The organism is Rhizobium sp. WYCCWR 11152, assembly GCF_013087615.1.
GTDB classification, from domain to species: Bacteria; Pseudomonadota; Alphaproteobacteria; order Rhizobiales; family Rhizobiaceae; genus Rhizobium; species Rhizobium indicum.
Genome location: NZ_JABFCP010000011.1, coordinates 40,654 through 54,179, shown reverse-complemented (window position 1 = coordinate 54,179; position 13,526 = coordinate 40,654). Strand labels below are relative to the sequence as shown.

The 13,526-nt window shown below is 60.2% G+C and carries 12 protein-coding genes; 5 read left to right on the top strand and 7 right to left on the bottom strand.

From position 1 onward, the window contains the following. Positions 1-24 precede the first annotated feature (24 nt). The 4 genes from G9X67_RS21770 (at position 25) to G9X67_RS21755 (ending at position 6,452) form a co-directional block, all read left to right on the top strand. The gene (locus tag G9X67_RS21770) at positions 25-1,245 is read left to right on the top strand and encodes an NAD(P)/FAD-dependent oxidoreductase (RefSeq protein WP_171599658.1); all 1,221 of its coding nucleotides are present in this window, start codon (positions 25-27) and stop codon (positions 1,243-1,245) included. A 140-nt stretch (positions 1,246-1,385) separates the two neighbouring features. Next, positions 1,386-1,529 (top strand): hypothetical protein, encoded by a 144-nt coding sequence (locus G9X67_RS21765; RefSeq protein ID WP_012756101.1) that lies wholly within the window; start codon positions 1,386-1,388, stop codon positions 1,527-1,529. Positions 1,530-1,841: 312 nt separating this feature from the next. Then, positions 1,842-4,373 carry a HAMP domain-containing methyl-accepting chemotaxis protein gene (locus tag G9X67_RS21760; protein ID WP_171599657.1) on the top strand — a complete coding sequence of 844 codons (2,532 nt, stop codon included), beginning with the start codon at positions 1,842-1,844 and terminating at the stop codon, positions 4,371-4,373. 231 nt (positions 4,374-4,604) lie between these two features. Then, positions 4,605-6,452, top strand: coding sequence for a methyl-accepting chemotaxis protein (locus G9X67_RS21755; RefSeq protein WP_171599656.1), 1,848 nt, complete (start codon positions 4,605-4,607; stop codon positions 6,450-6,452). Here G9X67_RS21755 and G9X67_RS21750 read toward each other — a convergent pair. After that, positions 6,425-6,661 carry a hypothetical protein gene (locus tag G9X67_RS21750; protein ID WP_171599655.1) on the bottom strand — a complete coding sequence of 79 codons (237 nt, stop codon included), beginning with the start codon at positions 6,659-6,661 and terminating at the stop codon, positions 6,425-6,427. The two genes, G9X67_RS21755 and G9X67_RS21750, sit on opposite strands and share 28 nt — an antisense overlap. A 90-nt stretch (positions 6,662-6,751) precedes the next feature. On the opposite strand from G9X67_RS21750, the gene G9X67_RS21745 reads away from it, so the two are divergent. Further along, complete coding sequence (locus G9X67_RS21745) at positions 6,752-7,621, top strand: LysR family transcriptional regulator (protein ID WP_171599654.1); 870 nt, start codon at positions 6,752-6,754, stop codon at positions 7,619-7,621. 93 nt (positions 7,622-7,714) lie between these two features. Here G9X67_RS21745 and G9X67_RS21740 read toward each other — a convergent pair whose 3' ends face one another. From G9X67_RS21740 to G9X67_RS21715, 6 genes are read right to left on the bottom strand one after another with little or no spacing between them, the layout of a single operon-like run. After that, positions 7,715-8,584 (bottom strand): ROK family protein, encoded by an 870-nt coding sequence (locus G9X67_RS21740; protein ID WP_171599653.1) that lies wholly within the window; start codon positions 8,582-8,584, stop codon positions 7,715-7,717. Further along, the gene (nagB, locus tag G9X67_RS21735; protein ID WP_171599652.1) at positions 8,581-9,336 is read right to left on the bottom strand and encodes a glucosamine-6-phosphate deaminase; all 756 of its coding nucleotides are present in this window, start codon (positions 9,334-9,336) and stop codon (positions 8,581-8,583) included. Before nagB ends, G9X67_RS21740 begins: the two co-directional genes overlap by 4 nt. 11 nt (positions 9,337-9,347) lie before the next feature. Continuing rightward, the gene (gene ugpC, locus G9X67_RS21730) at positions 9,348-10,448 is read right to left on the bottom strand and encodes a sn-glycerol-3-phosphate ABC transporter ATP-binding protein UgpC (protein ID WP_171599651.1); all 1,101 of its coding nucleotides are present in this window, start codon (positions 10,446-10,448) and stop codon (positions 9,348-9,350) included. Further along, positions 10,445-11,254: a carbohydrate ABC transporter permease gene (locus G9X67_RS21725; protein WP_171599966.1), complete on the bottom strand. Its 810-nt coding sequence runs from the start codon at positions 11,252-11,254 to the stop codon at positions 10,445-10,447. The genes ugpC and G9X67_RS21725 overlap by 4 nt, the downstream gene beginning before the upstream one ends. After that, positions 11,254-12,126: a sugar ABC transporter permease gene (locus G9X67_RS21720; protein ID WP_017990304.1), complete on the bottom strand. Its 873-nt coding sequence runs from the start codon at positions 12,124-12,126 to the stop codon at positions 11,254-11,256. The genes G9X67_RS21725 and G9X67_RS21720 overlap by 1 nt, the downstream gene beginning before the upstream one ends. 53 nt (positions 12,127-12,179) lie before the next feature. Next, entirely contained in the window at positions 12,180-13,472 is a 1,293-nt protein-coding gene (locus G9X67_RS21715) for a sugar ABC transporter substrate-binding protein (RefSeq protein WP_171599650.1), read from the bottom strand. Positions 13,473-13,526 lie beyond the last annotated feature (54 nt).

Here is a 13,526-nt window from a genome sequence, read left to right as displayed (position 1 = left end):
GAGAACGTTGACTTTCGCCCTTTGATGGAAAAAGAAGACGCGGGTTTGAACGGGGAAACGGGTTTGCAGCGCAAAAGCGACGTTATCGTCATCGGCGCCGGAGCGGCGGGCATGATGGCCGCCATCCGTGCCGGAAAACGCGGCCGCTCGGTCGTCATCCTCGACCATGCCAGGGCGCCTGGCGAGAAGATCCGCATATCAGGCGGGGGCCGCTGCAATTTCACCAATATCCATGCCGGCCCGAAGAATTTTCTCTCCGCCAACCCGCATTTCTGCAAGTCGGCGCTTGCCCGTTTCACGCCCGCCGATTTCATCGCCATGGTCGACCGCCACGGCATCGCTTGGCACGAAAAGACGCTCGGCCAGCTTTTCTGCGACGATAGCGCCAAAGATATCATCCGCATGTTGCTGGCCGAGATGCGCATGGCCGGTGCAGTGCTGCATCTCAGCACCGAAATATCAGGCGTCGAAAAGACCGAAGCCGGCTTCCGTGTATCGACGAGCGAAGGTCACTGTGAAGCATCGTCGCTGATCGTCGCCGCCGGCGGCAAGTCGATCCCGAAGATGGGCGCCACCGGCTTTGCCTATCGCCTCGCCGAGCAGTTCGGCTTGGCCGTGCTCGAAACCCGACCCGGCCTCGTGCCGCTGACGCTCGATCCCGGCCTGCTGGAAAGCATCGCGCCGCTCGCCGGCATTGCCGCCCCGGCCGAAATCCGCCACGGCAGGACCGCCTTCCGCGAAGCGCTGCTGTTCACCCATCGCGGGCTGAGCGGCCCGGCCATCCTGCAGATCTCTTCCTATTGGCGCGAGGGCGACGAGGTGGTGGTCTCGATCGAACCGGATATCGACATTGCGGCGCATTTGAAGACGGCAAAACAGCTCAATGGCCGCCAGTCGCCGCAGACAGCCCTTGGCGATATCCTGCCGAAGCGGCTGGCACAATTTCTCGTCGAGCGCGAAAAGATCTCCGGCAACATGGCTGACCTGCCCGACAAGGCGCTGCTGCGTCTTGCCGCCGGCGTCCAGAACTGGGCGGTCAAACCGTCCGGCTCGGAAGGTTACCGCACCGCCGAAGTGACGCTCGGCGGCATCGACACGGCGGCGTTGGATTCCCGCAGCATGGAAACAAAAGCCGTGTCCGGCCTTTATTTCATCGGCGAGTGCGTCGACGTCACCGGCTGGCTCGGCGGCTATAATTTTCAGTGGGCCTGGGCCTCCGGATTTGCCGCGGGCGAATGGGCCTAGAAAAGCCGATTCAAGACTTCTTAATAGAGGTGCGCCATCCTGTCTCAATTGGCGGTTTGTAAGGTCGTTCCTAAATTAAGCTTTACCGGCAAGCCGATTTGTTGGATTGTTGTTGTGTCAGAGAGAAGTGAGGTTTCGCCATGAACAGAAACGCACGACGCGCCCGCGCCATCGCAATTGCCGAGGCAAAGCCGAACGCCCGGATGGTCGCCCTGCGCTATCTGATGCTTGCAGCCGGCGCCACCGCCGCCAGCCTCGCGCTGCTGCTCTCACACTTCATCTGATCCTGTCCGCAGATCTGGAACGAACGTTGCGGCATGTTCATTGTCGCACCGCGGCGTCGCGGCCCATAATTTGCAACTATTTCACTGCCTTGGCTTAACCCGCCGTCACCGCTTATCCGAAAATTAATATCTAATCTGACACAATTGCCCGCGAATATTTGGGCATCTCCAAGTTGTTTGGACATGAACTGGCAATGATTGCCGCCTGGCTTCCGGGTTCCCCAAGGTAAAATAAGAACAGCTCGATGTGCACCCGGCTGGCGCCATGTGGCCGCCTGCGGGAGGAGTGGTGTATGAAAGGCCCGGAACGCCATGTTGATTGATAAGATTCTTTCCCGCTTCAGGATCAAGACGAAGGTTCTGATCTTCGTTCTGCCTTTCGTCGTCACCATTTCGGCGGTGGGCCTGACCGGCCTCTACGCTTCGGGACTTCTGCAGGGCCGCATGGAAATATCCAACAGCGTGCTGCAGTCGCTCAGCGGCTTCAAGGATCTCTATGGTTCGATGGATGATTTCCTGCGCGTCACCAGCCCTGAGGCGCGCGACAAACTGAGCGCGGATCTGAAGATCCAGCAAGGCGTGCTCGACCAGACGCTGAGCCAGGTCGGTGACGAGGCCGCTGGCCGCGACAGCCTTGCGGAGGCATCGCGCCGCACCAAGGAAATTTCGGGCGTCGTCGACAAGCTGTGGGCCTTGCACGAGCAGGAACAGGCATTGCATGAGCAGATCGACGCGGCCCAGAAGAGCGTGATCAGCACCCGTTTCACCGTGTCCTACCAGGCCGAGCAGTTGCAGAGCACCGTCCAGAGCGACGAGAGCGCCGCCACCAGCACCCTTCGCACGGCCGACCGCCTGCTGAAGGGCGGCGATTTCCTCGGCACCGTCGCCAGCGGCTTCAGCAAGCCGCAGACACCGCAGGACAAGATCGCCTTCATCAACGAACAGATGCCGGAGATCATCAAATCGCAGCGTCTGATCGCCATCTCGGTTCCGAGCAATCAGAAGAATGTCATCGACGCGCTGGCTGCGACCATCGACGGCATCAAGGCGATCGTCCAGACGCCCAATCCGACCGACGAGACCGCCACCGAACTCGGCCGTCTCATTTCGCGCTTCCGCCAGACCTCGACCTATACGCAGCTGACCGCAACGCAGAAGATGCGTGACGCGACCCAGGAATTCGCCGCGCTCGACGGCCGGATTGCCCAGGCCAACTCGGTCCTGCAGGATACGAGGCGTCTCGAAAATTCCGTCTATTCGCTTCAGATCGTCCTTTCCGACTTTCTCGCCGATTCCAGCAAGGAAAATCTCGTGCGCCTGCAGCAGCAGGCCGGCACGCTCGGCAAGGACATGCAGGTGCTGGTCACCAGCGCCAAGGGCATGGGCTTTGCCGAAGGCATATCCGGCGCGATCCAGCCGGCGCTCGACGTCATTTCCGGCGGCGGCTCGAAGATCGTCGACACGATCGGCGAGCGCGTCACCGCCTATGCCGCGGCCCGCCAGGAACTCGACCAGATCTGGAAAAAGCTGACCGATTTCGCCGAGCTGCAGAAGCAGACGGCCGGCACCGAGCGCACCCAGGCAAACAGCATCTCCGTCATGACCACCGGTCTCGGCATCCTCTTGTCGATCCTCGGCGGCATTGCCCTGGTGCTGACGCTGCAACGCCCGATCAGCCATATCACCGGCGCCATGCGCCGCATCGCCGAAGGGGCGCTGGATACCAGCATCTCCGGCGAGCAGCGCCACGATGAAATCGGCGACATGGCCCGCGCGCTCGGCATCTTCAAGGAAAATGCCATCTCGAAGATCCGCATCGAGGAGCAGAGCGACGAGGAACGCGCCGCCGCCGAACACGAGCGTCAGCGCAACGACGCCGAAAAGCGCGAGATGGATCGTCAGATCGAATTCGCGGTCAATGCGCTCGCCGCCGGCCTCGAACGCATGTCGCAGGGCGATATCTCGACGACGATCGAAACGCCCTTCATCGGCCGTCTCGAACAGCTGCGCCAGGATTTCAACGGTTCGATGATGCGCCTGCAGGCGACGATGAGCCAGATCCGCGACAATGTCGAACTGATCCAGGGCAACGGCAACCAGATGGCCCAGTCGGCCGAGGACCTCTCCAAGCGCACCGAACAGCAGGCTGCCTCGCTCGAAGAGACCGCTGCCGCCGTCGATCAGATCACCGTCACGGTCCGCTCGTCGGCCGAACGCGCCAAGGATGCCGACCAGATCGTCCGCCAGGCCAAGCGCAGCGCCGACGATTCCGCCGTCGTCGTCAGCAATGCGATCGACGCGATGAGCCGCATCGAAGGTGCCTCGCGCCAGATCGAGCAGATCATCGGCGTCATCGACGAGATCGCCTTCCAGACCAACCTCCTGGCGCTCAACGCCGGCATCGAAGCGGCGCGCGCCGGTGAAGCCGGCAAGGGCTTTGCGGTGGTCGCGATGGAAGTCCGCGAACTGGCCCAGCGCTCCGCCGCCGCGGCGCAGGAGATCAAGGGGCTGATCAACAAGTCGACCAACGAGGTCAATTCCGGCTCGCAATTCGTGCAGGAGACCGGCACGGTGCTCGCCAAGATCAGCGCCCAGATCGTCACGATCAGCCAGCATGTCGAGATGATCGCCCGCGCCAGCCACGACCAGTCCACCGCGCTGCAGAGCGTCAACGCGACAGTCAATCAGATGGACCAGATGACGCAGCAGAACGCCGCCATGGTGGAGGAGACGACTGCCGCCAGCCGTGAACTGGCCGACGAGGCCGGTTCGCTGCGCAGGCTCATTCAGCAGTTCAAGATCGACGGCGAAGCCACCGGTGCGCCGGTCTATCGCGCCGCCTGATCATCGACCGACCCGTGTTTATTCGAACGGCCCCGGACTTTCCGGGGCCGTTTCTATTTATTCCGCAGAAACCGCGATCTGGTCGGATTGCGAGCGGCCGCGCGGCCATCACGCAGAGATGATCCGTCAGAAAACGAGACCGATGAATACCTCCGACAACCCTGATTTACGGAGAATCTTCCTTAACGCTTTTAGTCTAATTTGACCTTGGTCTATCTCCCGGGGGTCTCAATGCTGCGCCTTTTCTCTACGTCGATCGTACGCCAGATCGTTGCGATCACGCTGTTTCTGCTGGCGATCAGCACGGCCGCCATCGTCGGCGTGACCTATTACAATCTGAGCCACCATGTCATGGACGGGGCTGTCTCCGATGCCAGGGATGCCACCCGCGCGATGGCCGTCCTCTACGGCGCGGCCGATCAGGCTGCAAAGATCGAGCTGAAGGACAATCAGCTCTCCACTGTCACGGAAGACGCTATTCCCGCCCTTGCCGACCATTCGCTGGTCGACCGCACAGCGCAATCGATCGCTGGTGTTGCGACCATCTTTCAAAAGCAGGGCAGCGACTACGTCCGCATCTCCACCAACGTCAAGAAGGAAAACGGCGACCGCGCCGTCGGCACCAAGCTGGTCGCCGAGCACCCCGCCCAGCCGGTTCTCGCCAGGGGCGAGGCTTATTACGGTCCGGCGGAGCTTTTCGGCCGCAAGTTCATGACCGGTTATTTCCCCATCAAGAACGCCTCCAACGCCAATGTCGGCATTCTCTTCATCGGTATTCCGATGGAGCTCTATTACCAGCGCATGTATGAGCTGCAGATGCTGGTCCTCGGCGTCGGCGCCATCGTCATGCTCATCGTCGGCATTCTTGCCTTCTATGCGATCCGCCTGTCGGTGAAACCTTTGCAGGCGCTGACCGCGAGCGTCCACTCGATTTCCGCGGGCGATCTCGAAGGGACGATCCCTTGTGTCGAAAAGAAGAACGAGTTCGGCGACATCGGCCGGGCCTTGGCGCTTTTCCGCGACAGTGCCCGCGCAAGACGCGACCTGGAAACCCAGGCTGCCGAACAGCGCGAATTGAGCGATGCCGAGCGCGCCAGGAACGATGCCGACAAGCGCTCGCTCGACGGCCAGATCGACTTTGCCGTCAACCAGCTTGCCGCCGGCCTCGGGCGCCTGTCGCAGGGCGATGTCTCGCAGACGATCGGCACGCCCTTCGTCGGCCGGCTGGAGCAGCTGCGCGTCGATTTCAACGCTTCCCTCTTGCGGCTCCAGGATACGCTGTCCGGTATCCGTGACAGCGCCGCGACGATCCAGCGCAACAGCGGCGCCGTCTCTGCCTCTGCCGGCGAGCTTTCGAAACGCACCGAGGCGCAGGCGGCGAACCTCGAGGAGACCGCGGCCGCGGTGGAAGAGATCACCGTGACGGTTCGTTCTTCCGCCGAGCGTGCCCGTGAAGCCAACAATGTCGTGGCTGCGACCAAGAAGACGGCCGACAATTCCGGCGCCGTCGTCGGCGATGCCGTCGCCGCCATGGATCGCATCGAGCAGGCTTCGCAGCGTATCGAACAGATCATCGAGGTGATCGACGATATCGCCTTCCAGACCAATCTTCTGGCGCTGAATGCCGGCATCGAGGCGGCGCGGGCCGGAGAGGCGGGCAAGGGCTTTGCCGTCGTCGCCCAGGAAGTCCGCGAACTCGCCCAGCGTTCGGCCGATGCAGCGCGCGAGATCAAGTCGCTCATCGAGACATCGAGCCGCGAAGTGACGGCAGGGTCCGAACTGGTCCAGAAGACCGGCAGCGTCCTTGCCTCGATCAGCCAGGAGATCATCGCGATCAGCGGCCATGTCGAGACCATCGCCACCGCCAGCCGAGATCAGTCGGCCGCCCTGCAGGAAGTCAACGGTTCGGTCAACGCCATGGACCAGATGACCCAGAAGAACGCGGCGATGGTTGCCGAGACGACGCAGGCAAGCCGCCTGCTTGCCGGCGAGGCCGATACGCTGATGACGCTGATCGAGCGGTTCCGCATCGTCGCAGAATCTGCACCGGCTCATCTCGGAGCAAGAAGAGTCGCCTGAACCACGCAGCGGCAGCCGCTTCGGGATTGCGCTACGGCCTTGCGCCGTCTTCCGAGGTGGAGGTCGAGCGACGTCAGCCAGGCGATAAAGCCAATGAGGCGATTGTTTCCGAACTCGGCATAGAATCTGTCCTCGTCCGCCTTGCAACCGCTTCGCTGGGGATAGTGCCGATAGCCGATAGTGCCTGCGATGGTGATCATGTCGATCATGACAATGTCCTTTCCTGTGTAAGACATCACCTGATCTAGGCGTCGAATTTCTCTTTATAAACGGGCAAAATCCCGCTATGTTTTTCATCAATGAAAAACGCGAGTTGGGATTCCTATCAGCTTTTCCTGCAGGTGGCCCGGCTCGGCGGGCTGACGGGGGCAAGCACTGCAAGCGGGCTCAGTCCTGCGACCGTCGGCCGGCGCATGCTCGATCTCGAGCAGGAAATCGGCCGCGCATTGTTTTCGCGCAGCCAGACCGGATATCGTCTGACCCAGGATGGCCAGGCGCTGCTCGATCACCTGCAGGAGATGGAGGCCGCCGCCCGCAAGGTGGCGGCGTGGCGGCAATCCGGCGAGGGCGGCACGACCGTCAGGGTCGCCGCCGGCACCTGGCTCGCCTGGCTGCTGACCGAGAATTTCGCCGCAATCCGCATGCCGGGCGATGCCTTCGCCATTTCGCTCACCATCGGCGAGGCGCGGGCGAGCCTTGCCTATCGCGAGAGCGACATCGGTATTCGCGCCTTCGAGCCCGAGGAGGCCAATCTTGCCGCACGTCTGCTCGGGGAGGTGGCCTATGCCGTCTATATTAGGCGCAACGCCGCCGAGACCGACGAGCGCTGGATTGCCGTCGCCGAGGAAGAGGCGATATCGGCCTATCTGCGCTGGCCGCACACCCATGCCGCAACAGCGATCGTTGCCACCGTCAATCGGCCGCGTTCGCTGCCGGATCTGGTGCGTGCTGGCGCCGGCAAGACCGTGCTTCCCTGTTTCGTCGGCGATCTCCATCCCGAATTGCAGCGGCAGGGCGGCGAGTTGCCGGAATTGCGCCACCGGCAATGGATCGTCATGAATGCCGAGGACCGCCACCGCCCGGAGATCCGCACCGTCGCAGACCGCATGACCAAGCTCATCAAAAGTTATGCCGATCTCTTCGCCGGAAAACGACCGAGCCGCGGCTAGAGCGCCGCGGCGTCAGCTAGTGCACCAGCGCCACCGCGCTCGCCTAACCGCATATCTGCGTACATTCTCCCACCGCTGGCCAGCGCGAATTTGTCACTTCGCCTGACCATCTGGGAGAAGCAATCGGCTTGCAAGATCGGCAATTCCGATGACTCCAGCCCGTGCAGCGAGTTTAGCGGGCATTATATTCGACCTTATGGCGGAAGGGATTTGAACGCTGACATCGCGAACGAGATCGAGATAGCCTTCGGCAAGGCCGACTCCACCTCCGATCACAATCTCTGCGGGGTCAAGTATAAGTTGAATATCCCGGCAAAGCATGGCGATCCCACGTGCCGATCGTGCAACGATCGCTTTCGCCCAAGTTTCGTCATTCCGCGCAGCGTTAAAAATGTCGGGGGCGGACATGGCGCCAAATCCCTGCCGCGCGGCTTCTGCCTGCATCCAGCGCCCGGACACTTGGTCTTCCAGGTAGGTGGAACTGCCACCAAAACTTTGCGTCAGCCCGAAATGCCCGGCGAGACCGCCAAGTGGCCGACCGTTGATAACGATACCTCCACCGACACCTGTCGATACGGTCAGAAAAACCAGATCGCCGCCAGACCCCGCGCCAAAGCGATACTCACCCCACGCCGCCGCCTGAGCGTCGTTCATCGCTAGTGCGCGCGCGCCAAACAAGGCCGAGGTTTTGTCGACCAGAGGGTAGCTTTCAGGTATTCCGAGTGTCTCAGGATTCATGGCCGACCAAAGCCCATTGCGGATGAAGCCGGTCACCGCAAGGCCGATTGCATCATACTTGCCATGCCAACGCTCTGCGGCAGCGTGGGCATTGGCGAGCCAGGTATCCGGTCCCTCAGAACGCTGTGTTGGAACGGTCATCTCCTCAAGGACCTCGGCGTCCGACACGAGCGCCGTCATCGTTTTTGTTCCGCCGATATCGATGGCAAGCACCGGCTGCGTCACGCGTCAATCTCCAACGCCAGTGTGCGGTCAAGCTCATGGGCGGCATCCCTGTCCAGCACAATGGTCGTATGGGCATGGCGTGCAAGCGCGGAGCCGGGAACGGCATCTGTTATTGGCCCTGCAAGGCTTGCCGCAACTGCGCCGGCCTTCTCGATGCCGGTCGCCAGAACAACGATTCTCCGCGATTCTAAAATACTGCCGATTCCCATCGTGATGGCATGCGTGGGTTGGCGTGAGGCCGGCTCGAAATAGCGCGCATTGGCTTCCATCGTCGAGGCTGTCAGTGCAACCCGCCGGGTGCGGGTATCATGCGGAGATCCCGGTTCGTTAAAGCCGATGTGGGCGTTGCGGCCAAGGCCGAGAAACATCAGGTCGATGCCTCCACGCGCTGCAATCTGCGCTTCGTAGCGGGTGGCCTCCGCGCTAGCATCAGCAGCTGAACCGTCCGGAATATGGATGTTTCTCTGCATGAAATCGATGTGCCCGAACAGGTTTTCACGCATGTAGAAGGCATAGGATGCAGTGTCGGTGCCTGGAATCCCAAGATACTCATCAAGATTGAAGGCGTGGGCACGATTGTAGCAACCACGGCCGTTTCGAAAGTCCTCAATCAGACGAGCGTACACCCCAAGCGGCGTCGCTCCCGTCGGCAAGCCGAGCGCGCTGTCCGGCTTTTCTTCGACTTGCCGAAGTAGAATTTCCGCGACGATGGCAGAGGCTTCGTCGACTGTATCTTTGACGATGATTTCCATGCTTTTTCCGTTCAATTCAGGCGTTGTCCAGTCGCGGCGTCGAAAAGGGACGCTTTCTCGGCCGCTATCTGCACCTTGATCGTCTGCCCAGGGGCGGTGCTCCCGGTTTCCAGCCTGGCTGTCGCCCTCTGTCCGTTGATCGATAAAGTGACGTTGTCCTCAGGGCCTGTCGACTCGACCAGGTCGACGATGGCGTCATGACCCTCCTCATCGTGACGGGCCAGCTTTATGTGTTCCGGTCGCACACCAAGAATGACGTCTCCCGAAATGCCTTCGGAAAGTCCTGGCAGCGGAAGAGGCAGTTTCCAATCCTTTCCATCCGTGAAGATCACTGCGGTCCCATCCTTAACAAGGCGGCCGCTGATAAACTGCATGGACGGCGAGCCGACGAACCGGGCCACAAAGGTGTTGGCCGGTTTGTGATAGATCTCATAGGGCGAGCCGACCTGCTGAATATCGCCCTTGTTCATCACGACAATTCTTGTCGCTAGTGTCATGGCCTCGATCTGGTCGTGGGTCACATAAACCATTGTCTTTCCGACGCGCTCGTGCAGTCTCTTGATCTCGGCGCGTGTCTCGACACGCAACGTCGCATCAAGATTCGACAGCGGCTCGTCAAAGAGGAAAATCTTCGGGTCGCGCACAAGAGCCCGTCCGATGGCAACACGCTGGCGCTGGCCACCCGAAAGCTCGCGCGGCTTCCGCTCGAGAAGCGGTTCAATTTGCAAGAGGCGTGCGACCTCCGACACCCTTTGCGAAATTGTCTCACGCGAGAGTTTGCGCATCCGGAGCGGAAAGCCGATGTTCTGCGCAACCGTCATGTTCGGGTAGAGCGCATAGGATTGGAACACCATTGCGACATCGCGCTCCCGTGTCGGAATGTGTGTCACTGGTCGACCCTCGATCACGATTTCTCCCGAGTCGATCGAATGCAGACCCGCGATCGCATGCAGCAGGGTGGATTTCCCGCAGCCGGAGGGGCCGAGAAGGACGACGAACTCGCCTTCATCGACCTCGACATCAATCCCTTTCAGCACCGAGATCGGGCCATAGGATTTTGTGATTTTCCGTAGGGAAAGCGACTGCTTGCTGGCCTGGATCATGCCGGTCATCCTTTTATACTTCCGAGTGACATGCCACGTACGACCTGGCCTTGAACCAACATGCCGAGAACGAGCATCGGCAGCATGACAAGCGTTGCGGCTGCCGTCAGCGGTCCCCACTGCACCCCCTGAAAGGTCAGGAACGAGGTGATACTGACGGGCAATGTCTGGGTGTCCCGCCCGGTCAGGACGAGGGCGATGAAGAACTCATTCCAGGTAAACAGCACACACAGGATCATCGTCGCGACGATGCCACCTTTGGCGACCGGCAGGAACACGTTCCAGAAGATCGTCAGTTCGCGTGCGCCGTCGACTTTTGCCGCGTCGCGCAGCTCCTTCGGTATGTCCTCGAAGAAGGTGATGAGCAGCGATATGGCAAAGGGCACATTGATGAAGGCGTAGACCGCGATGATCACCCAGTGATTGTTGAGCAATTTCAACTGCGCGGCCAGAAAATACGTGGGAATGATGAAGATCAGAGGTGGTGCTATCCTGAGGCTCAGCACGAACTTTTCATTGCTGCGGCGCACCGGTTCTTCCTGTGCCACGAGCCCATAGGCGACAAGCGCACCGATCGCCACCGATATCGCGCTTGCCGTAATGGAGATAAGGACGCTGTTCATGAAGGCACGAATGAAGACGCCATTGTTGAGAACGCGCTGGTAGTTCTCCCAGGTCGGTTCGAAGAGCCAGACCGGTGGGATCGCAAAGGCGTCCTTCGTCGTCTTTACCGATGTGACGACCACCCAGTAGAGCGGAAACAGCACGACCACGATGAGGGCGAGGATGGCGATATAGAAGGCCATTTTGCGCATCATACGGCTCCCCGCGCTTGAGCCTTGAAGGCCAGGTTGTACAGCAACAGCAGCGCGACATTGGTGAAGATCGTCAACACCATGGCAACGGTCAGGGCGTAGGAAATGTCGAAATTGGTGAATGCCGAAATATAGCCGTAGAGATTGAGTGTTTCCGTCGATAGCGCTGGCCCGCCGCGGGTCATGATGTAGAAGATGTCAAAGGTCTTCACACTGTCGATGGCGCGGATGAGGGCGACGACAAGAAGCGCACGGTGAAGCGCTGGCAAGGTGATGTGCCAGAGAACCTGCCACTCCCGAGCGCCGTCGACACGCGCGGCGTTTTGCGGATCGCCCGGCAGCGCTTCCAGTGACGCCATCGTCAAGAGCACGACAAAGGGTGTCCATTGCCAGATGTCGGCAATCATCACTGAGAACAGGGCGACGTTTGGATTGCCAAGCCAGTCGACCGGACCGAGATGAAGCAGGGACAGGAGGTAGTTCGCCATACCGCTCGACGGGTCGAACATGAAACGCCATGTCAGCCCGACGACGATGGGCGTCATGACGATGGGCACGAGCATGATAGCTCGCGCGATCCTCTTGCCATGGAATTCCCGGTCGAGCAGCAAGGCGACGAAAAGGCCGATGATCAGTTCAATGGTCGTGGCCAGCACCGTGAAGAGGACCGTGCGCCAGAGAGCATTGAGGCCGCGTGGGTCGAGCAGAAGCCGCAAGTAGTTGTCCAGCCCGATGAACTGTTCCTGCCCTGGCCGCATCAGACTGATATTGTGCAATGTCAGCCACACGACATAGATCGTGATGACCACCGAGACCGCGCCGAAAAAGGCAATCACCGGCTGATAGAAAAGCTTTGTCGCGTCGTTGAGCATAATGATCCCCGCAGTGTAGCCACGTCCGGAAATCCGGACGTGGCGCCCGTTTGTTAGCGGGCGAGTGCTGCGTCGTTGGCCGTGTTGGCTTCCGCCAGTGCGTCCTTTGCCGAAGCGGTGCCGGCGAGCGCCTTGGATACGGCGATACCAGCATTGTTGATGATTTCGTTTGCAGCAGTGACAGTCGGCAAATATTGCGGATTGCCCTGGTTGATCGAAGCCAGCATCGCTTCCTTGAAGGCTCCGTAGCGCTTATTGAATTCATCCGAATTCAACGCAGCTTCAGACGTGACACCGGAGTTGGGCGCGATGCTAAACGACTTGATTTGCTGCTCCTTCGCCGTTGCCCATGACACAAATAGCCATGCCGCTTCTTTCTGGGCGGAGGCCGAAGTGATATAAAGGCTGTGCACAGCGAGGGACGATGAGCCACCCTTCAATGCGTCGGTCTGTTTGGGAACCGGCACGTAGCCAACCTTGCCGACCACTGACGACACAGCCGGGTCCTCGTTGAATGCTCCGTTGACCGTTGCATCCATTGTCATGCCGGCCTTGCCCTGCTGGAAGAGAACATGGTTTTCTTCCCAACCGAAATTGGCAGCACCGACGGGACCGTAGTCGCGTAGGACTTTTGCAAAAGCATCGAGCGAGGCGGCGGCCTCTGGCGTTCCAAGGGCCGATTTTCCATCCTTGGTGAGGAATTCGCCGCCGTAACCCCACAGCCAGCCCGCCCAGACATAGACGTTCTGGATACCTTGGGCGCCACGCATGGTAATGCCTGCGATCTCGCCGTTGGACTTTTCCTTGATGGTCTTGGCGGCGCTGATAACCTCGTCAAAAGTCTTCGGCGGGGTGAGACCGTATTGCTCGAACAGATCCTTGCGATACATCAGGAACGTGCTCTCGCCGTAAACCGGCAGGCCGTAGAGTTTGCCGTCGACAATATTCGTGTTGAGGTAGCCGGGCACGAAATCGGCGCGGTCCAGATGTTGGGGCAGCTTTTTCGTCAGATCGTCGAGTGGATCGATATATCCCGCCTTAACGAAGCCCGGAATATAGATGATATTGTTCTGGACGACATCGTAGCGGCCAGAGCCGGAGGAGAACTCCAGGAGCATCTTGGCGGTGATGTCGGATTCCGGGATGACCTCGAGTTCCACCTCGATGCCGGTTTCCTTGGTGAACTCTGGTAACAGCTTCTGGATGCCGTCGGTTGTTGGGTGGCCTTCCATCAGAACCGCAATATGCGTTCCCGCATAGGGCTGATCGGCGTTCTCAGCCATTGCCGGCAAGGCCGAAGAGGTCGCAAGTGCAAGCGTGAGTGCAAGTAGTTGGCGTCGTTTCATGTCATTCCCCTTTTTTTGAACTGTCCATGCGTTGCTTTGAATTGCTTGATCGAT

Excerpts from the sequence above, each read along its gene's own strand:
- G9X67_RS21720 (WP_017990304.1), bottom strand. The coding sequence starts at position 12,126 with ATGCTCAACGACGCGACAAAGCTTTTCTATCAGCCGGTGATTGCCTTT.
- G9X67_RS21760 (WP_171599657.1), top strand. The coding sequence starts at position 1,842 with ATGTTGATTGATAAGATTCTTTCCCGCTTCAGGATCAAGACGAAGGTT.
- nagB (WP_171599652.1), bottom strand. The coding sequence starts at position 9,336 with ATGGAAATCATCGTCAAAGATACAGTCGACGAAGCCTCTGCCATCGTC.
- ugpC (WP_171599651.1), bottom strand. The coding sequence starts at position 10,448 with ATGACCGGCATGATCCAGGCCAGCAAGCAGTCGCTTTCCCTACGGAAA.
- G9X67_RS21745 (WP_171599654.1), top strand. The coding sequence starts at position 6,752 with ATGAAAAACGCGAGTTGGGATTCCTATCAGCTTTTCCTGCAGGTGGCC.
- G9X67_RS21755 (WP_171599656.1), top strand. The coding sequence starts at position 4,605 with ATGCTGCGCCTTTTCTCTACGTCGATCGTACGCCAGATCGTTGCGATC.
- G9X67_RS21765 (WP_012756101.1), top strand. The coding sequence starts at position 1,386 with ATGAACAGAAACGCACGACGCGCCCGCGCCATCGCAATTGCCGAGGCA.
- G9X67_RS21715 (WP_171599650.1), bottom strand. The coding sequence starts at position 13,472 with ATGAAACGACGCCAACTACTTGCACTCACGCTTGCACTTGCGACCTCT.
- G9X67_RS21725 (WP_171599966.1), bottom strand. The coding sequence starts at position 11,254 with ATGCGCAAAATGGCCTTCTATATCGCCATCCTCGCCCTCATCGTGGTC.
- G9X67_RS21770 (WP_171599658.1), top strand. The coding sequence starts at position 25 with ATGGAAAAAGAAGACGCGGGTTTGAACGGGGAAACGGGTTTGCAGCGC.
- G9X67_RS21750 (WP_171599655.1), bottom strand. The coding sequence starts at position 6,661 with ATGATCGACATGATCACCATCGCAGGCACTATCGGCTATCGGCACTAT.